We start from the raw sequence: 19,379 nt of genomic DNA on the forward strand, positions 1-19,379 counted from the left end.
GGCCCGTGAACGGGCGCGGGGAGTGGTTCAGTTGCCCGACGCGGGTGTGCTGTCACGCACGACGAGAGACGGTTCGAGCAGGACGCGCTCAGGCGGAGCATCGGGTTCCGACATTCGGGCCAGCAGAAGACGGACACATTCGCGACCGACGGCCTCCAGCGGCTGGGCGACGGTGGACAGTCCGGGGGAGAGGAGCGCCGCTGTGGGGGAGTCGTCGAAGCCGACGACGGCGACATCCGTGCCCGGAACGGCTTGTCGCTCACGCAGGGCCTGATAGCAGCCCAGTGCGAGCATGTCGCTGGCGGCGACCACGGCCGTCGCGCCCGCGTCGAGCAGCGGTCCGGCGGCGGCCTGCGCCGAGGTGATGTCATCGATGCTCTGCGCCCGCTTGCCGCGCACCGGAAGGCCGTGCCGCTGCATGGCGCGCTGCCAGCCCTCGGCGCGGTCGTCGCCGACTCCGGAGCCGCGCGGCCAGCCGAGAAAGGCGATCTTGCGATGCCCCATACCGACCAGATGCTCGACTGCGGAGTCCGTGCCCGAGGCGCCGTCGACATCCACCCAGTCGCCTATCTGCCGGCCGGACCACATCCGGCCGAAGCCCACGAATGGCACACCGCGCTTCTCCAGCCAGGCCTGGCGCCTGTCGCCCCGTTCGGTGCCGCTCAGCACGAAACCATCCACGCTGTGCAGGTCGAGGAGTTCCTCGTACCCCTCGAGGCCTGAGCTGCCAGGGGGCGAGGCGAAGAGCAGGATCCGGTAGCCGGCCTCGTCGGCGGTCTGGGACAAGGCGTGCAGAAACCGGTCCATGACCGGGGCCGAGGTGCCGGGGGCGGTGGGACGTATGCCGTAGCCGATGAGTCTGCTGGAGCGGGTGCGCAGGGTCTGGGCGGCTCGATGCGGGCGATAACCCAGCTCGTCGATGGTGCGGCGGACCCGCTCCAGGGTCTCCGGGCGCAGCAGTTCGGGCGAGTTGATGGCGTTGGACACTGTTTGCGGAGAGACGCCGGCCCGCCGCGCGACCGTGGCCAGAGTCACCGAACCGGCCTTGGATGCGGGGGTGTTGGGGGAGCGGGGCATGGCTGTCTCCGGAACTGGTTGTGCGAACCGACGAGTTGATTGGAGCGTTCCAATACCGTTGTCAACGCTGTGAAGTCGTAGTTAGGGTTCTTGGAACGCTCCAATGCCTGAGAGGTTCTGCTCTGTTGGACACCACTGTCAAGACCCACGACACGACGAACTCCGACACGGGGCCCGGTCCTTCGGCCGAAGGCCTCCAGCCATTCCTGCATGACGCCTGTGTGACGCTGTACGCCCCGAGCTTCGCGATCTCGCACGCCGACGGACAGATCGACGGTTCGGCCGACGGCTTCTACCACGGCGACAGCAGAGCGCTCGCCCGTCTGACCGTCGCGGCAGACGGAATCGCGATTGCGCCGGTACGGGGAGGCTTCGAAGGAGCGGACCGGGCGGCCTTTCGCGGTGTGCTGCGCGGTCTGGGTGAGGAGACTCCGGACCCGGCGGTCACCCTGCACCGGCGCCGCTGCGTCACCCCCGGGCACCTGGAGGAGACTCTCGAAATCGCCAACGCCGGACGGCAGAACGTCCGTCTCCGGCTGATCGTCACTGCCGGGACCGACCTCGCCCCGATGGAGCGCATCAAGTCCGGACACGCGCAGAGCCCGGTCTCCGCCACCGCCACCGGGAGCGGACTCGACTGGTCACGGGACACCTTCGCCGTACGCCTCACCAGCTCTCCGGAGCCCGCCACCGTCGACCCGGCCGCCGGACGGCTGGAGTACAACATCGAACTCACCCCACGCTCGTCATGGATCGCTGTGCTGCACTGTGACGCGGCTCATGAGGACGGCGATCAGTTCCCCGCGCCCCCGGCGGACAGCCTGCCCTGGCGCACACCGGTACTGCGCAGCGCCGACCGGCGCTTGGACCAGTGGCTGAGCCAGTCGGCCGCCGATCTCGACCGGCTGCGGCTGACCGATCCGGACATGCCCGCCGACCAGTTCCTGGCCGCCGGAGCCCCGTGGTTCCTCACCCTCTTCGGCCGCGACTCCCTGTGGGCGGCCCGTATGCTGCTGCCGCTGGGAACCGATCTCGCCGCCGGTACGCTGCGCACCCTCGCCCGCCGCCAAGGCGTGAAGTCCGACCAGGACACCGAGGAACAGCCCGGCAAGATCCTGCACGAAGTGCGCCGAGCCACCCAGAACTTCAACGAGAACTTCTCCCTGCCGCCCTGCTACTACGGCACGGTCGACGCCACTCCGCTCTGGATCACCCTGCTGCACGACGCCTGGCGCTGGGGCCTCGCGCCCGAACAGGTGGAGCAGCTCCTGCCGCACGCGGAGTCCGCCCTCGCCTGGATGCGCGACCACGGCGACGCGGACGGGGACGGATTCCTGAAGTACATCGACCGCACCGGACGTGGCCTGGCCAACCAGGGCTGGAAGGACTCGGGCGACTCCATCCGGTATCGCGACGGCCGCTTCGCCACCTCCCCGATCGCGCTCTGCGAGGTCCAGGCATACGCATACGAGGCGGCCCGCGGCGGCGCCGACCTGCTGCGCGCCTTCGGCCGCCCCGGCGCCGACCGGTGGGAGGAGTGGGCCGAGCGGCTGCGTGACCGCTTCCGCAGCCAGTTCTGGGTGGAGGACGAGCGGGGTCCGTACCCGGCCGTCGCGCTCGACGGGGACAAGAAGCCGGTGGACTCGGTCACCTCGGGCTTCGGCCAGCTGCTGGGCACCGGCCTGCTCAACCACGAGGAGAGCGCCCTGCTCGCCGCCAGGCTCGGCGCGCCCGACCTCGACTCCGGCCATGGCCTGCGGACCCTGAGCAGCGACTCCGTGGCCTACAACCCGTACGGCTATCACATCGGTTCCATCTGGCCGCACGACACCGCGATCGCGGTACACGGCCTGGTCAGGGCCGGGTTCCCGGAAACGGCCGCGTCACTCTCCCGGGGGCTGCTGACCGCTTCCGCGGGGTTCGACGCGCGGCTTCCCGAACTGTTCGCCGGTCATGGCGCGGCGACCGACGCCCGGCCCTCGCCCTATCCGGCGTCCTGCCGTCCCCAGGCCTGGGCGGCGGCCTCGTCCGTCATGATCCTCCAGTCGATGCTGGGTCTCTCTGCCGATGTCCCCGGCGGAACGCTCACGGTCGCGCCCGGATTCGCGGAGGAATACCGGCCGCTGAAGGTCGAGGGCCTCGACATCGCCGGCGGGCGGCTGGACATCTCCATCGAGGCCGACGGTACGGCGCACATCGAGGCGCCGAACTGCCTGGTGGTGAAGAGGGAGCACATGACACCCCGTTGAAGCGGAGCGGCTGTGCCAGCCGGGTACTGGTCGTCGGCGACGTCGCTACCGCCACCCTCGCCCCACACGTCGTACGCCGAAAGCATCTCCAGGTCTCGCCGGGCGGTGGGGCCGGAACCATCGTTTCTCTTCCCTCAGTGATCATCAGTGATCGTTCGGAGAGGAACGGCCGGTGCCCGGAAACACGGAAGGCCGCCCCTCGGGCGGCCTTCGCGAGTCTTGCGTACGCGCAGTCAGAACTGTTCGACGAAGTACGGTTCGACCGTCATCCAGCCGTTGCCGGCCGCCCCGTTACGGCGACCCGAGTCACTCCGGGCGAGGGTGTACCAGGAGTCGACGTAGTCCGGGTCGTCGGTCCACCAGGAGGTGGGGATGGCTGCCAGGATCGCGTTCACCAGCGGAATGTACGCCCCCTGATCCGTGATGGTGAGCAGGGCCGTGGTGAGAGCCTGGGCGAGGGCCTGATAGTTCGTGTCGCCGTCGTCCTCCATCATCACGGCGTCGGCGAGGTTGTACTTGTAGTTCGACCAGTTGACCAGGATCTGGTTGGGGTAATAGACGACGCCGTCGTTGTTCAGATAGGGCATGTCCACCGTGTCCACGCGCGCCTTGCCGTCCAGCCCGAAGCCGGTCACCAGCGTGTAGACCTCGGCGTCACCCTTGACCCAGGGCTCCTCGTCGTCGGCCAGCTCGACGGATGTGACGCGGGTGGACCACCAGCCGCCGGCGGCCAGTTGCGCCTGCGGCCGGGAGGCGGCGACACCGTGTTTCGCGAATTCTGCTCTCAGGACGCCCAGGCCCGCCGCGAGGGCCTTGGAGACGTCGATGTCCACCACGTAGACGGGGCTTTGGGGCACCTCATGGGCGTCGAGGGTGTGTGCACGTCCGTGGCTGTCATACGCGGTGATCGTCTCGGCGTCGTCGTCGGCCGGTGCGGCGGCGACCAGCGGGACGGCCTCACCGGTCAGGTCCTTGCGCATCGAGGCGTCGCCGAGGCGGACGCGCAGCAGCGAACCGGTGCTGGCGGCCAGCCCCTTGGCCGCAGCGATACGGCGGTCCGCCTCGCGGACCGCCGGGATCAGGGCCTTGCCGCTCCGGGTGGTGGCCCGAGCCGCCAGCGCCTGCACATCGACCTGGTCGGATGAGAGGGCCGCGCTGCGTACCTGCGACCGCCAGCCCGCATCCGCCAGCGAGACGGCGAGGGAGCGGGCGGCCTCGTCCTCGATACCGCGGATGGTGGACGGCGCCGCGGCGGACGGCTGGGCCGTGGGCGCCTCGGCCGACGCCGATACGGCTCCCTGCGCCGTGGCGGTGGTGACCGCGGTGAGAAGGACGGCCACGAGGGCGGTACGACGCAACTGCTTCTTGCTCAAGAGATCCTCCTGATGCCGAACGCTGGCTCCGCCCAGCGCGGAGCCGCCTGGTGGGCGTCTGCGCTGCTGGGACGGGTTCTGGGTCGTCTGCGCCCAGCATGGCGCCATGAGGTCTATGCGAGTAGATGGGCGAGGGTAAATTTCTTGTGTCGGGATCACGTCAAGTCAGTTGATCCGTAAGGGAGTTCCCTCCGGACGCCCGTCGTCCTCGGGCGCTTCAGGGGGGTGGTGTCATCCGTACCCGCTGACGATTGTCGAAGGTCCGCCCCGGCCGGTCCGGGCCGCCGACGAGTCCACGCTGAGCCGAACGGTCGAGCGCTGTAGTCGGTCCGCCCTGATAGCGGCCGGCAGGCGCTGCTGTGGCGGATTCTCGGCCTGCGGCGCGGCCGGCCGCGGGAAATCCGTCATCGGCAGGCTGGTCACGCGGACCACGCCCAAGTGGTCCGCCCGGTCGACGTGCGAAGGGCTCCCGGGCGGACTCCACTGCCCATGCTGCCCCGGCCGTCGACACTGCGGCCGTTGACGGGGCCGGTAGCGAGACCGGTCGGGTGGTGCCGCGTTCCGTTCTCCGCATCGCTTGGCCATGTCCACGCGGTGAGTCCGGCCTCCGGCCCTTTTCGGGTCAGTGGGCCCTGACCTCGTCGACGTCCAGGCCGCGGTCGACACCGTGGGGGACGACCTTCTGCCCGGACTCGAGTCCCAGGCGTTTGCCGTCGAGGTGGATCTCGACTTGGTCCGGTTCGAAGGACACCATGTCACCGATCCGGCCGACCTCCGGGTAGGCGTTGCGATACGTCCAGGCGGCCCGGTGCACATCGCCGATGTCGTAGTAGTCGCACAGGCCCTTGTAGGGGCAGAAGGTCTGTCCTTCGACGGGGCGCAGCTGGGTCTCGTCGATGTCGGCGCGCGGGACGTACCAGCGCGGGGCGAATCCGGATTCGTAGAGCACGACGGGGTGTTCGGAGCGGGCTACCACGGTGTCGCCCAGGCGGACTTCCAGAGGCCTGGACGTGTTGCGGATGTCGATGCGGTGGTACGGGTCCGCGGCGTGTCCCAGGATGCGCTCGTCTTCCTCGTAGAAGGCGTCCATGGCCCGCCACGCGAAGGCGATGCGGTCGTGCAGCTCGGCGGCGTGCTCGGGCGGCGAGGCGAACTCCCAGGCGGCGCGTTCGGTGGTGCGGTCGCCGGCGTGGACCGCGTACCAGGTGGTCTCGCCCAGGTCCTTGTGGTGGGTGACCTTGTCGCTCGCGGCCAGGACCTGGGGGTCCACGTCCCTGCGGGGGAAGTAGGCGACGGGGTAGCGGCCCGGTTCGTGCAGCAGGATCACGTTGTCGCTGTCGGCGATCCAGGTGTCGTTGAACTTCACGCGCATGCGGCGGCGCAGCGGCTCGGCGAACAGCAGGCGCTCAGGCAGGGGTTCAGGGGTGAGGAAGTGTCCGATCGCCCCTGCGGAAAGGGGCCCTTGCTGCCAGGACAGTCCCATGGCGTGTTCCTTCCGGGTGCGGGGTGGGCGGGAGGCCGCACCCCGGGGTGGTTGGGCGGTTGCCGTTGACCGGTCAGGGCTTGCAGGAGCAGCGGGAGATTGCGGCCTCGGGTCGGCGGAAGCAGGTCCGGATGACCTTGCCGTCGATGGTGGTGGCGCGCCTCGACCCTCCGCGTCAGGCGAGGACGCGGCCGAGGAAGTCGCGGATGTGCTCGGTGATGGGCTCGAGGTGGCTCTCCAGGGCGAAGTGCCCGGACTCGAGCAGATGGATCTCGGCGTTGGGCAAGTCCGTGCTGAACGCCACGGCACCCGCAGGGCCGAAGATCTCGTCGTTGGCGCCCCAGACCGCCAGCAGCGGGACCTGGGAGTCGCGGAAGTACTGGTGGACCTGCGGGTAGAGGTCGACGTTGGTGGGATAGTCGCGAAAGAGCTTGAGCTGGATCTCGTCGTTGCCCGGCCGGTCCAGCAGCGCCTGGTCGTGGACCCAGTTGTCGGGGCTGACCAGACTGGGGTCGGCGACTCCGTTCACGTACTGCCATCGGGTGATCTCGGCGGTGAGGGCGCCTCGCATGGGGGCCTCGGTGTCGGGTCCGGGCGCCTGGGCGTAGGCGAAGGCGCCGTCCCAGAAGGGCTTCACGAAGCCCTCGACGTAGGCGTTGCCGTTCTGGCTGATGACCGCGGTGATGCGGTCCGGGGCCCGGAGTGCGAGGCGCCAGCCGATGGGGGCACCGTAGTCCTGCACGTACATCGCGAACCGGTCGATACCCAAGTGCTGCAGCAGGTCGGACGTGACCTCGGTGAGGGCGTCGAAGGTGTAGGGGAAGTCCTCCAGGGCGGGCATCGCGGACTGGCCGAACCCGATGTGGTCGGGAGCAATGACGTGGTAGCGGTCGGCGAGTGCCGGGATCAGGTGGCGGAACATGTGCGAGCTGGTCGGGAAGCCGTGCAGCAGCACCACGTCGGGTGCCTGAGGGTCGCCGGCCTCCCGGTAGAAGACTTCGAGGCCGTTGACGGTGGCCGTGCGGTGGTGGACGGCGGAAGCCATAGTCCTAACCCTTCTGGTGGGCTTGAGTGGTTATGAATCCAGTCGACCACGCGAAATCTAACCTGTCAAGACTCTTTAACAGGTTAGAACGCGGCGAGGGATTCGTTGCGGATGCCTCCCGGGCGGGACGGGTGAGCCGCAGGGCGGGAGCTCGGGGCGGGGCGGGAGTGATCGGCGGCTTCCTCAAGCCTCTGCCCGTCGGTGGTTCGTCGGCCAGTGGAGCTGCCGGGCGTGAACGTGCTCGGCGCGCCGATGTCGGCCTCGTCCGCGCGAGGTGCCCCCCGGCCGCGGCGAACGCTCCGTGCGAAACTAACCATCAAAAGTTTCTTTCTTGGTTAGATCGTGCTTGCTTCATGTAACCTTTCAAATAATGCAATGCGGTTAGGAGGCGTGATGGCGGCCGATCGAGAGCAGCAGGACGCACTGCTGGAACTCCTCAACACGACACCGGTGGTCAACGGGGTCGTCCAGGATCAGCTGGCGGACCCGGAAGCGGCAGAGGCCTGGCAGCGGGCGCACGGCGGCAGCGGCACCACGGACGAGCACCGCCATCTCGTGCAGGCGCGCGACGCCCTGCAGGAGGTGGTGCGCGGCAGCCGGCCGGCCACGTCACTGGCCCCGGTCCTCGATGGCGTCACGTCCCGTCCGCAGGTCTCCTCCGCCGGAGTGTCCTGGGATCTCGACGCCCACAAGGAGCGTCGGATGGCAGTGCAGGCGGTCATGACCTGGAGCGCGCTGCAGAAGGCGATGCCCGGGCGACTGCGTCCGTGTGCCAATGAGGAGTGCCGGCGGTTCCTCCTCGATCGCAGCAAGACCAACAAGGCGCGCTGGTGTTCGATGGCCGTCTGCGGCAACAGGATGAAGGCCAGGCGCCACTATCAGCGCACCCGCAACGACGCAGCCGAGTAGCACCTCCGCCGGCCCCCGGGCAGGCGGCGGGGCTCAGCTCTCCGCGTCAGGACCTTCCCCCGACCGGGTACCGGCTGCGGTGTTGACCCTGGTCGGCCCCCGCCGCCGGCAGGTCGGCCGGCCTCCGACCGGCACGCGTTCAAATCGCGCGCTCTGTCCCACGGGCATACGGTCGGCAAGGGCACGGCCGTCGCACGCAGCTTCTGCGCGCGGCCCGCGAGCCGGCGGCCGTCGAACGACCGGATCGGAACGCACGTCTGAAGAGGAGTCCGCGATGTCGGCTGAGAACACCGCAACTGTCTCGCTGGGACCTGACAGTGACCTGGACCAGGTCTTCGAGTTGGCTCAGCAACTGCGGGCGGACTCCGTGCGCGCCAGCACCGCCGCCGGCTCCGGCCACCCGACCTCGAGCCTGTCCGCCGCGGATCTCATGGCTGTCCTCATGACACGTCACCTGCGCTACGACTGGCAGAGCCCGAAGAACCCGGCCAACGACCACCTGATCTTCTCCAAGGGGCACGCCTCCCCCTTGCTGTACGCGATGTTCCTCGCCGCCGGCGCGATCGACGAAGAGGAACTCATGACCACCTACCGCCGCAAGGGTGCGCGTCTTCAAGGCCACCCCACTCCGGTCCTGCCCTGGGTGGATGTAGCCACCGGCTCCCTGGGCCAGGGCATCGCCTACGGCGTCGGTGTCGCGCTTGCCGAACGGGACCTGGAACACCAGTCCTCCCGTGTGTGGGTGCTGTGCGGCGACAGTGAAATGGCAGAGGGGTCGGTGTGGGAAGCCCTGGACAAGGCAGGCCGCCACCGGCTGGCCAACTTCACCGTGATCATCGACGTCAACCGCCTCGGCCAGAGCGGCCCCACGGAGCTCGGATGGGACACCGACGCCTACGTCCGCCGCGCCGAAGCCTTCGACTGCCGCGCACTCGTCGTCGACGGCCACGACCTCGCGGCCGTCGAACAAGCCCTGGCTGTCGCGGATGACGGGCAGGCCCCCACCGTCATCGTCGCCAAGACCGTCAAGGGCCAGGGTGTCGCCGAGGTCGCAGACGCCGAGGGCTGGCACGGCAAGCCGTTGCCCGACGACCTGGCCGCCCGTGCGATCACCGAACTGGGCGGCGTACGCCACCACACCGTCCGCGGCCCCCAGCCACCCGCCGCCACCTCTGCTGACCCGGTCGCTCCTGTGCAGGTGACGCTGCCGCAATTCAAGATGGGCGAAGCCGTCGCCACCCGCGTCGCCTTCGGCAAGGCACTCGCCGCGATCGGCGCACGCCCCGACATCGTGGCTCTGGACGCCGAAGTGGGTAACTCCACCCATGCGGAGGACTTCGGCAAGGCACACCCCGAGCGGTACTTCCAGATCTACATCGCCGAACAGCAGATGATCGCCGCCGCGGTCGGCATGGCCGTATGCGGCTACCGCCCCTACGCCACCACCTTCGCAGCCTTCCTCACCCGAGCCCACGACTTCATTCGTATGGCTGCCATCTCTCAGGTCTCCATGAGCCTGTGCGGTACCCACTGCGGTGTCGAGATCGGCGCGGACGGCCCCTCCCAGATGGGCCTGGAGGACCTCGCCATGATGCGCGCCATCCACGGCTCCACTGTCCTCTACCCCAGCGACGCCGCATCCGCCACGGCCCTGACCGCTTCCATGGCGGACCTCGACGGCATCTCCTACCTGCGCACCACCCGGGGTGCCTACCCCGTCCTCTACGCCCCCGACGAGACCTTCCCGGTCGGCGGATCCAAGACCCTGCGCGCGGGGGACAGTGACCAGGTCACTCTCCTGGGCGCCGGCGTCACGGTCCACGAATGCCTTGCCGCCGCCGACCAGTTGGCCGCCGACAACATCCCTGCCCGCGTCATCGACCTGTACTCCGTAAAGCCTCTGGACGTCGCCACCCTCGCTCGCGCCGCCCAGGAAACCGGCGCACTGGTCGTCGTCGAGGATCACCATCCCGAGGGCGGCATCGGCGAGGCCGTGCTGTCCGCACTCGCCGCACAGCGCCTCACCCCCGCATTCGCCCACCTTGCCGTGCGGGACCTGCCGGCCTCCGGGACGCCGTCCGAACTTCTCGACGTCGCAGGCATCTCACGCACCCACATCGCCCGAGCCACCCACGACCTGGTCGGCCACTGAGCACCGGTCGTGCGACCTGGACGCGACGACAGCGGACGACACCGCGCTCGAAGGGTGTGCGTGTAGCTGAAGGTCGCCCGGCAGCACTGCGGCTACGCGCCGGACATCCCCGACCGTGTGCAGGTCGGACTTCAGCCGCACCTCGTCGTCGTGCCACACCAGCAGCGTGCACAGGCGCTTCGCCTGCATGTATGCCGAGGCCGCGGTGGTCCGGAAGGCAGGGTCTGCCCGGGAGTCGCGCTCGGCCTCGCGAGCGGAGCGCCGGCCTCCTGGCCGTCGGACGAAGTCATGGACCTGGAGCTTCTCGATGGGCGGAACTGTCTCGCTGGTTCTGTTGCTGCTGTTCTTGTGGGGCCTGTGCTCGCAGCGGGTTGAACGGGTCGAGTTGACCGCTCCGGCGGTGTTCGTGCTGGTGGGTCTGGTGCTGGCGACATGTCTGGGGTCGATGGATCTGGCCCCGTCCAGGGAGACGGTGAAAGGGCTGGCGGAGATCTGCCTGACCTGGATCCTGTTCGCCGACGCGGCCCGGTTGTCGTTCCGGGTTCTGCGACCGGACCTCGGCATCTACCTGAGGCTTCTGTTGATCGGGTTGCCCTTGTGCATCGGGCTCGGGGCGCTACTGGCATCCGGCCTCCTTCCCGGCGTCAGCGGGTGGGCCGCCATGTTCGTGGGCGCCGCGCTCGCCCCCACCGACGCAGCGCTCGGAGCCTCGATGATGTCCGATCCCGTGGTGCCCGAACGCGTGCGCCGCTTGATCAATGTGGAGAGCGGCCTCAACGACGGCATCGCCACTCCCGTCGTCGTGGTCGCGCTGGCCGGGGCCGCGAGTGCCGCCGGCGCAGGCCCTGATGCCGGCGGCGAGGCGGTCGTGGAACTCGCCATCGGTCTTGCCTACGGCTCGGCGCTCGGTCTGGCAGGGGGGTGGCTGTTGCGGTCGGCGCTGCGCAAGGGCTGGGCGGCCGAGGAGTTTGCGGGCCCGGCCGTACTGGCCCTCGCCCTGCTGTCCTATCTGTCCTCCATGGCCATCGGTGGCAACGGATTCGTCGCGGCGTTTGTTGCCGGACTGGCCTTTGGCACCGCTTACGGCGATGCGCCGCAGTCGCAACTGCTGTTCACCGAGCAGTCGGCGTCGGTGCTCTCCTTGCTGGTGTGGCTGCTGTTCGGGGCGGTCCTGGTCCCGGCCGCCGTCCCGCACATGACGTGGCAGGCCGTCCTCTACGCGGTGCTGAGCCTGACGGTGGTGCGGATGGTGCCCGTGGCCCTGTCGCTGCTCGGTACGGGGATGGACCGTGCCACGGTCCTGTTCGTCGGCTGGTTCGGCCCCCGGGGGCTGGCCACGATCATCTTCGGTCTGCTCGCGCTCGAGGACCTTGCCCCAGCCGTTACGCACCAAGTCCTTCCGGTGCTCATCTGCACGGTGCTGCTCAGTGTCCTCGCCCACGGATTCAGCGCGGGGCCGCTCGCGCGACGCTACGGGGCAGCCGCGGCCGGCGGAGATGCTGAACGGCCGGAACTGTCGCCGCACGGCGTCCCTGTCCGGCGGTTCACAGGCAGCGCAGACGCAGCCAGACGCAGGGGTTCGAGCGACTGATTCCCAATTCGCTCGTCGAGCCTGGCTCGTGACTGGATGCGGTCACCTCGCCCAGGGCCGGCAGTACGGGTCGGTGGACCGCTATCGAGGGGACGACCGTCACGCAGGAGTGCACACAGGACGTCCAGGCAACGGTGCGCGAGGGCGACGACAGCCTCCTGGTGGGTCTTCTTCGCGGCCCACTTGCGTGCGTCGAACGCTGTTGAGACAGGGCAGTGCCGGGTGTTCCTGGAGCGACGACATCGAGGTGACGCCGGTAACCGCCGGCCCGCGGCTGTGGACATGCACCTGACCTTCGCCGGCTGGGTCCCAGCACCCCGATCCACCCGACGTCACGACTTCAATTGCAATAGCTCAATCGCCCGATCCCTCGGCATCGTGCCGAAGCCAGACATAATTCACCGGCTGAGCGGCATTCCAGTTCTCGGCAAGGCCAGGGGCGACCGGCCCGAACCCGGCCCCCAGATAGGACCTCAGAGCCTTCTCGTTGTCCGGGTGCACGCGCATGAAGACATCGGCACAGCCCGACTCGTGAGCTTGCGCGAGCAGGCTCCGGACGAGCACACGGCCGAGCCCCTTCCCGCGGGCCTCGGGTGCCACGATGATCCGAGCCAGCTCGACCTCGTCCTCCTCGGTGTCGAACCACAATTCCCCGTAACCGACGAGCTTCTCGCCCTCAACGAGCACATGAGCCCGAACGTCGTCATCCTGCTGCCACGCGGAAATCGTCTGTGCAGACACAGGGAACTCCTGTCGCCCGCACCACATGACGACTTCCGCGGAAGCAGTCGGCCAGTCCGCCACCATCGCAGCGTGAGCGGTGGCGAAAGGGAGAAGATTCATGCGTGTCGATCCATCCTGGGCCCATGATCTGATCCGGTACGGGCACCAGCTGCTCGGCCCAGCTACCGCGCAGGCCGACACTACGTGCCCCGCTCAGCCACATCCAGCCCGATTCGCGTGAAGTCGGCGCCGCACACGACCCCGCCGCCCCGGCTCCGATCAATCGCCGACGTTGGGATCACAACGATCGAGTCCGACCGTTCTCCGGCGGTTGACCCAATGTCCGTTCTCGCCGCCCACCGCGGGCCGGAGCATCCAGTGCGTCGACGAGCGGGCGATGGCCGCTCTCCATGGCTGGCGCCCCCTGCGGTAACTCCGCTGCAGCGCTCCGCCTGCCACGCGGGTGATGAGAAGGGATGCCCTTGCCGACATGTAAGGCCACACACGTGGCCCGGGGCATTAGCACTTTCTGCCTGCTCCGGAGTCCGAAGGGACGATCGTTTCCCGGTTGTTCACGATGACCTCATGCCTGAGCTTCGTGCGATCCGGGCTTGCGGCTTAGCTTCGCAAGGTCCAGTTCGCCCGAAATAGACGAGGCATAGATGTCCCTGCGGCATGCAGTCGCCAGCCTAGCCGTCCTGCCCGTGCTCGCCGTTCCGGCGACCGCCCAGGCGGCCACGGCCCACCAGAATCACCACGTACCGCCCCAGAAGACGCATTTCGACCTGCAGGCCCACCGCGGCGGCCTCGGCCTGACCACCGAGGAGTCCCTGGAGGGCTTCGGCAAGGCTCTGCGCCTCGGTGTGAGAACCCTGGAGCTGGACACCCACATCACCAAGGACCAGAAGGTCGTGGTCAACCACGACCGGCAGATCAGCGCCCAGAAGTGCAAGGACACCGGCCCGGTGACGCCCGGTGACCCGATGTACCCGTATGTCGGCAAGTACATCAAGGACCTGACGCTGGCCCAGATCAAGAGCATGGACTGCGGCTACCAGCAGCTGCCCGGCTTCCCCGAGCAGGAGCAGATCAAGGGCTTCCGCATGGTGGAGCTCAAGGACGTCCTCAACCTGGTCAAGAGCTACAAGGCCAAGCAGGTCAAGCTGAACATCGAGACCAAGGTGGAGGCCGGCGCGCCCGAGCAGACCGCACCGCGCGAGCTGTTCGTCCGCCGTGTCTTCGAGGAGATCCACCGTTCCGGGATCGAGAAGCAGGTCACCATCCAGTCCTTCGACTGGGGGGCGCTGAAGGAGATGCACAAGCTCGCGCCGTCCTACCCGCTGGTGGCGCTGACGAACTACGACTTCCTCCAGGTCGGCAAGCCCGGCGCCTCCCCGTGGCTCGGTGGCATCGACGCCGACGACTACGACGGCGACTTCGTCAAGGCCGCCGCCGCCGTCCCCGGTGTCACCGCGCTGTCCCCGAATTACGGTTTCCCGCAGAACGGCACGATCGCGGACCCGGCCTTCCGCTTCTACCCCGACAAGAAGATGATCTCCGAGGCCCATGAGCGGGGTCTGAAGGTCATCCCGTGGACCTGTGACGACCCCGCCACCATCGAGGCGCTCATGGACATGGGCATCGACGGGATCATCACCGACTACCCCAACCGCGTGCGGGACATCATGGCCGACCGCGGCATGCGCCTGCCCAAGGCCTACCCCGCGCCGCGTCACTGACGACCGGCACACCACGGACGCGTACGCCCCGGAGCACCCAGCTCCGGGGCGTACGCCGTCACGAAGCCGGCGCGGGGGACGTCGTCACGAGCGGCCCGGCGTCGGCCGCGCCAGTTCGACATTGAACTGGGCACCGGCCAGCAGAGCCAGATTGGTGAACCAGACCCAGATCAGGAAGACGACGAGCCCGGCGAGCGATCCGTACAGCCGGCTGTACGAGCCGATGTGCGTGGCGTACAGGGCGAACCCGGCCGAGGCGACCAGCCACAGGAACGCGGCGAGCACCCCACCGGGCAGCCCCCGCCGCAGCCCCCTGGCCGACGCGGGTCCGGTACGGAACAGCACCATGATCAGACAGGCGACCAGGAACACCAGGACGGGCCACTTCAGCACCGCCCACAGCGTTTCACTGGCATGTGCCAGGCCCAGCCGATGCCCCAGCCAGCGGGCCAGCGGTCCGGTCAGCACCAGGGCGAACGCACTGGTCATGAGCAGCAGGAGAAGTCCCACGGCGGTGGCCACGATGATGTGGGCCTTGCGCAGCGCCGGTCGTCTGTCCCGCACCCCGTGCTGAGCATGCAGCGCCCTGCGGAAAACGGCCAGATAGCTGGAGGCGGACCACACGGCACTGACGGTCCCCGTCGCGATCAGCAGCCACACGGCGCCGCGTTCGTGGGTCGCGGCCTCCAGCGGTTGGCGCAGCGCGGCTCCGGACTCGGCCGGGGCGAACGCGGTGATGTCGGTGATCAGCACGTCGGTGGCCCGGGGATTGGCCAGGCCGATCAGAGCGACGGTGACCAGCAGCGCCGGGAGCAGAGCGAGGATGGCGTAGTACGTCAGGGCGGCGGCCCAGTCCGAGAGATCGTCCTTCCAGATCGACACAGGGGTACGGCACAGGGCGGACCGCCAATGGGCGGCCCGCCCTGCGGGGCCGGCCTGGCGGGGGACGCGTCCGGCGGCGGTTGCGGTGGTCTTGCTCGGCACGGCTGGTTCTCCGGGGGACGTGGTCAGGCGCGGCGCGGCCTGGCGGCGCCGGGGGAGGCAGCGGATCCCCCGGTGTGTATGGACGTCCTTTGCTACCACTTCCGCTTCTGCCTCCGTCACCGGGCCGTACACCCGCCGCGTCCCGGAGCGTGGCGGCGGAGGTCAGTCGCTGACCGCTCTCAGCGCCACCACCGCGCCCTCGAAGGACAGCAACTCGTGCCGTTCCCGCGGGATGGGCCGCAGCCCTTCGGCGGTCAGCTCCAGGTCGCCGGAGGCGGCGCCGATGAACCCGAACTCCGTGACGGCCGCACCCAGCCTCTCATCGTCCACCGTCGGCACCACACCCGCCCGCGCCCTGCCCGTGCACCTACTGCCTGGCGACGGCCTGCGAGATCCGGACGACCGCGCAGGCCGGCGGCGAGCTCCAGGACCGGACGCCCTCGGCCGGTTCTCGGGGCTCGGGGCAGCTCACAAGCCGACGGTGCGCTGGTGGGGGATCGGCACCGGCGTCTCGCCCTGCTGCACCGCCACCGTCCGCATCGGCGCGGGAATCTTGATGCCCTCGGCCCGGTAGCGCTGGTGCAGACGCTTGATGAACTCGTGCTTGATCAGGTACTGGTCGCTGAACTCACCGGCTCGAAGGATCACCGTGAAGTTGATCCTGGAGTCCCCGAACGTGTGGAACCGGACGGCCGGTTCATGGTCGGGGACGCCGCCGGCGATGTCGGTCATGACGCTCTCGACAACCTCGGCGGTCACGCGCTCGACGTGCTCCAGGTCGCTGTCGTAGCCGACTCCGACCTGGACCAGCAGCGACATCTGCTGTTCCGGCCGGTTGAAGTTGGTCATATTGGTGCCGGCGAGCTGGGCATTGGGGATGATCACCAGGTTGTTCGACAGCTGACGCACCACGGTATTACGCCAGTTGATGTCGACCACGTACCCTTCCTCGCCACTGCTCAGCCGGATGTAGTCGCCGGGCTGCACCGTCTTCGAGGCGAGGATGTGCACGCCCGCGAACAGGTTGGCGAGCGTGTCCTGCAGCGCCAGAGCGACCGCGAGGCCGCCCACACCCAGTGCGGTGAGGAGCGGGGCGATGGAGACGCCCAAGGTCTGCAGCACGACGAGAAAGCCCATCGCCAGCACCACGATGCGCGTGATGTTGACAAAGATGGTGGCCGACCCGGCCACACCGGACCGGGACTGGGCGACGGACCTCACCAGACCCGTGATCACCCGGGCCGCCGTGAGTGTGGCAGCCAGGATGAGCAGCACGGTCAGCGTCCGGTTGACGTTGCGTCCGACCTGCGAGGTCAGCGGAAGCACCGCAGCGGCCGCCGCGATGCCCGCAGCCAGCGCAGCCCAGGGCGCCAGGGTCCGCAGGGCATCGACGATGACGTCGTCCCCGCTCCACCGCGTCCTGCGGGCACGTTCTCCCAGCCACCGCAGGGCGGCGCGCAGCAGCAGTCCTGCCAGGACGCCTGCGGCCACCATGGCCCCGGCGACGATCAGGTCGTGGAGCGTGAGTGCCCGGTTCACCGGTTGTCTCCCGCCGCGAGGAGGAGCCGTGCGGCGGAATCCGTTGCCGGGCGCCGTATGTGAGTAATTGTCACCTTGTGTTACCTGCTCGATTCTCGGATCCGAAACGATCTTCCATCCTGCCGCATCCGGCGAGCCGGTCGACAGGCGGCCTCGGCACCCGCGTGATGACCCATGGGGAATGAGGAACGGTCGCGCCACGGGCATGAGAAGGCCGAACCGGGCGGGCCGGAGATACCGCCCGGAGCCACTGCATCGCGGACTCCTGACGCGGGAGTGATGTCGTACCGAGTACGAATTGGTTGCGTTCTCGACTTCCCACCGTGGTTCCATCGGCTCTGCGACAGCATGACGACGCATGAGCAGAGACCGCTATGTCGACTTCATGCGCGCGTGGGCCATCGTCCTGGTGGTGGTGGGGCACTGGCTGATCACCGCCTTGGTCCCCGGGCCCGGTGGGCAGATCACCGCGCCGGAGCTGCTGGCGACCATTCCCTGGACCCAGTGGCTGACATTGGGGTTCCAGATCATGCCGCTGTTCTTCCTGGCCGGGGGCCACGCAGCGGGCGGCTCGTGGTCGCGGGTCCGTGAGACGGGTGGTACGGCCGCCGGGTGGGTGGGACGGCGGGCGTTGCGACTACTGCTTCCGGTGGCCGTGTACAGCGGGCTGGTGCTGCTCGCCGTCGGGATCTGCTCGGCTGTCGGCGTGGACCCGGACACCCTCGCGTTGGTGGGGTGGGCGATGGCGATGCAGTTCTGGTTCCTTCCGGTGTACCTGATCCTCAGCGTCCTCACTCCGCCGCTGCACGCGGCGCACCGGCGCTGGGGCCTTCTCGTTCCCGTGGCGATGGGCGCTGCCGCCCTCGCGGCCGACGCGTTGACGCTGGCGGTACAGGTGCCGTACGTCGGTCTGCTCAACTATGTACTGGTGTGGGGTGTGGCCTACCAACTGGGCTTCTGCTGGCACGACGGCCTGCTGACGGGGCGTCGGCGGGTGCCGGTCGCGATGACGGCGGGCGGGGGACTGGCCTTCGCGGCGCTGATCACGCTCGGGCCGTTCCCGGTCAGCCTGATCCTGGTGACCGGGCAGACCCCCAACAACACCAATCCGCCGTCGGCGGCCATGCTGGCGTGGGCAGTGGCCCAGGTCGGCCTGTGTCTGCTCGCCGCGCCGGCGGTACGGCGGCTTCTGGACCGCGAGCGTGTGTGGCGGGCGGTGCGCCACGTGGGCGGCGCCAGCATGACGCTGTACCTGTGGCACATGCTGCCGGTGCTCGTCGTCGCTGCCGCGTTCTACCTGACCGGGATCGCGCCCGAGCCCGCGTTCGGGTCCGCGGCCTGGTGGGGGCTGCGGGTGCCCTGGCTGCTGGTCCTCGGCGTTGTCCTGGTCGGTGTTCTGCTGGCGCTGCGGCCGTTGGAGCGCCGCCAGGCGCTTCTGTACGAGCGAATCCGGCCGGACGTCTGCTTGCGCCGCCCCTGGCCGCTGTGGCTCGGCCTGACGACAAGCGTTGCCGCTCTGGCCGGCTTCGCCATGCGGGGCTTCGCACCCGACGGCCGTTTCCCTGTGCTGCCCGCGCTGAGCCTGGCACTGGGCACGACGCTGGTTATGGCTCGCCGACGGACAGCGGTGCACCAGACCCCCAATGAGCCCAAGAACGCGCTGAGGAAAGCGGCCTGACACCGTGTTGGGCCGACATCAGGGGTCCGTTGTGATGTCGGCCGGGCAACTACTCATGCAGGGCTGAGTAGTTGCCCTCAGGTGCGGGATGGTCGTGGTCTTCTACCGTCTGGTTCATGTGCTCGGTTCGGGGTCTCACCAGTGATTTCGCCGTTGTGTTGTCGGGTGTCCGCTGTGCGGCTGTCCGCAGGGTCGGGGGAGGGAGCAGCGAATGCTGAGGAAGTCCTCCGCTCCTTCGGTTCTGTGGCTCACCGGCATCCTGCTCGCTGTGGGTGCGTCCGTGGCCGGTTACCGGGTGTGGGAGGGAGAGCCGTATCCAGCGGTCGTCCCTGATCAGGTTGCGGTACGGCTCAAGGGGGAGGCGCAGCGGGTGTACGAGGAAGTCGCGCTGCCCGGGCGGCCTGGTGTGAGTTCCAGCGGCGTGGAAACGGGCACGTGTTACTACCGGGGGCTGCGGTCCATCGCCCATATCGACGAAGGCCGCAGCGACGTGCGCAGCTTCGGTCTCGAGTGGCGGGTGACGGACGTCCCGCGAAGCACCGCCCGTGCCGGCCAGGAGCGCGTACGCCGACGGCTGGAGCGCGAGGGCTGGAGGATCACCGGCGAGAACGTCTCCGAGATGGGGTTCCGCTTCGAACACCCGGACACCGACGACATGGTCGACGTGGACTGGTACGAGCCCACCGGGACGCTCGCCGTCAGTGTCCACGCCCCGTGCGGGAAGCTCCCGGCCGGCTTCGACGAGTACGCATGGCCGGAGTCCGAATGGAGCGCCGGGTGACCGCCGCGCGGAGACGGACCGACACGTCCCCTCAGGCGACGGCTGGTGGAGCGGCG

15 protein-coding genes are annotated in these 19,379 nt (G+C 68.9%); 7 read left to right on the forward strand and 8 right to left on the reverse strand.

Annotated features, from left to right (window positions below):
* Positions 1-27: 27 nt before the first annotated feature.
* Positions 28-1,077, reverse strand: a complete 1,050-nt coding sequence (locus OHA88_RS40690; RefSeq protein WP_328629253.1) for a LacI family DNA-binding transcriptional regulator — start codon at positions 1,075-1,077, stop codon at positions 28-30.
* Between the two features lie 125 nt (positions 1,078-1,202).
* Here OHA88_RS40690 and OHA88_RS40695 point away from each other — a divergent pair, with 125 nt between their 5' ends.
* Positions 1,203-3,326: an amylo-alpha-1,6-glucosidase gene (locus tag OHA88_RS40695; protein WP_328629254.1), complete on the forward strand. Its 2,124-nt coding sequence runs from the start codon at positions 1,203-1,205 to the stop codon at positions 3,324-3,326.
* Between the two features lie 233 nt (positions 3,327-3,559).
* Here the strand turns inward: OHA88_RS40695 and OHA88_RS40700 are convergent, their stop codons facing one another.
* From OHA88_RS40700 to OHA88_RS40710, 3 genes are all read right to left on the reverse strand, one after another.
* Positions 3,560-4,699: a DUF3103 family protein gene (locus OHA88_RS40700; RefSeq protein WP_328629255.1), complete on the reverse strand. Its 1,140-nt coding sequence runs from the start codon at positions 4,697-4,699 to the stop codon at positions 3,560-3,562.
* Between the two features lie 622 nt (positions 4,700-5,321).
* Positions 5,322-6,182, reverse strand: coding sequence for a DUF427 domain-containing protein (locus OHA88_RS40705; protein WP_328629256.1), 861 nt, complete (start codon positions 6,180-6,182; stop codon positions 5,322-5,324).
* 175 nt (positions 6,183-6,357) lie between these two features.
* On the reverse strand, positions 6,358-7,227 hold the full coding sequence (locus OHA88_RS40710) for an alpha/beta fold hydrolase (protein ID WP_328629257.1): 870 nt from the start codon (positions 7,225-7,227) through the stop codon (positions 6,358-6,360).
* Positions 7,228-7,620: 393 nt separating this feature from the next.
* On the opposite strand from OHA88_RS40710, the gene OHA88_RS40715 reads away from it, so the two are divergent.
* The 3 genes from OHA88_RS40715 (at position 7,621) to OHA88_RS40725 (ending at position 11,879) form a co-directional block, all read left to right on the forward strand.
* Positions 7,621-8,136, forward strand: coding sequence for a CGNR zinc finger domain-containing protein (locus OHA88_RS40715; RefSeq protein WP_328629258.1), 516 nt, complete (start codon positions 7,621-7,623; stop codon positions 8,134-8,136).
* A gap of 274 nt (positions 8,137-8,410) precedes the next feature.
* On the forward strand, positions 8,411-10,288 hold the full coding sequence (locus OHA88_RS40720; RefSeq protein WP_328629259.1) for a transketolase: 1,878 nt from the start codon (positions 8,411-8,413) through the stop codon (positions 10,286-10,288).
* A gap of 307 nt (positions 10,289-10,595) precedes the next feature.
* The gene (locus OHA88_RS40725) at positions 10,596-11,879 is read left to right on the forward strand and encodes a cation:proton antiporter domain-containing protein (RefSeq protein WP_328629260.1); all 1,284 of its coding nucleotides are present in this window, start codon (positions 10,596-10,598) and stop codon (positions 11,877-11,879) included.
* A gap of 354 nt (positions 11,880-12,233) precedes the next feature.
* Here the strand turns inward: OHA88_RS40725 and OHA88_RS40730 are convergent, their stop codons facing one another.
* Positions 12,234-12,722: a GNAT family N-acetyltransferase gene (locus OHA88_RS40730; RefSeq protein WP_328629261.1), complete on the reverse strand. Its 489-nt coding sequence runs from the start codon at positions 12,720-12,722 to the stop codon at positions 12,234-12,236.
* A 542-nt stretch (positions 12,723-13,264) separates the two neighbouring features.
* On the opposite strand from OHA88_RS40730, the gene OHA88_RS40735 reads away from it, so the two are divergent.
* The gene (locus OHA88_RS40735) at positions 13,265-14,341 is read left to right on the forward strand and encodes a glycerophosphodiester phosphodiesterase family protein (protein WP_328629262.1); all 1,077 of its coding nucleotides are present in this window, start codon (positions 13,265-13,267) and stop codon (positions 14,339-14,341) included.
* Positions 14,342-14,425: 84 nt separating this feature from the next.
* On the opposite strand, the gene OHA88_RS40740 is transcribed toward OHA88_RS40735, so the two are convergent.
* From OHA88_RS40740 to OHA88_RS40750, 3 genes are all read right to left on the reverse strand, one after another.
* The gene (locus tag OHA88_RS40740) at positions 14,426-15,325 is read right to left on the reverse strand and encodes a YihY/virulence factor BrkB family protein (RefSeq protein ID WP_328629263.1); all 900 of its coding nucleotides are present in this window, start codon (positions 15,323-15,325) and stop codon (positions 14,426-14,428) included.
* Positions 15,326-15,487: 162 nt separating this feature from the next.
* On the reverse strand, positions 15,488-15,655 hold the full coding sequence (locus tag OHA88_RS40745; RefSeq protein ID WP_425900904.1) for a hypothetical protein: 168 nt from the start codon (positions 15,653-15,655) through the stop codon (positions 15,488-15,490).
* A gap of 138 nt (positions 15,656-15,793) precedes the next feature.
* Positions 15,794-16,864 (reverse strand): mechanosensitive ion channel family protein, encoded by a 1,071-nt coding sequence (locus OHA88_RS40750; RefSeq protein WP_328629264.1) that lies wholly within the window; start codon positions 16,862-16,864, stop codon positions 15,794-15,796.
* A 358-nt stretch (positions 16,865-17,222) separates the two neighbouring features.
* Here OHA88_RS40750 and OHA88_RS40755 point away from each other — a divergent pair, with 358 nt between their 5' ends.
* Both OHA88_RS40755 and OHA88_RS40760 read left to right on the forward strand, forming a co-directional pair.
* Positions 17,223-18,542, forward strand: a complete 1,320-nt coding sequence (locus tag OHA88_RS40755) for an acyltransferase family protein (RefSeq protein WP_328629265.1) — start codon at positions 17,223-17,225, stop codon at positions 18,540-18,542.
* 211 nt (positions 18,543-18,753) lie between these two features.
* On the forward strand, positions 18,754-19,323 hold the full coding sequence (locus tag OHA88_RS40760) for a hypothetical protein (protein WP_328629266.1): 570 nt from the start codon (positions 18,754-18,756) through the stop codon (positions 19,321-19,323).
* Positions 19,324-19,379 lie beyond the last annotated feature (56 nt).

This window comes from Streptomyces sp. NBC_00353 (assembly GCF_036108815.1).
Classification (GTDB): domain Bacteria; phylum Actinomycetota; class Actinomycetes; order Streptomycetales; family Streptomycetaceae; genus Streptomyces.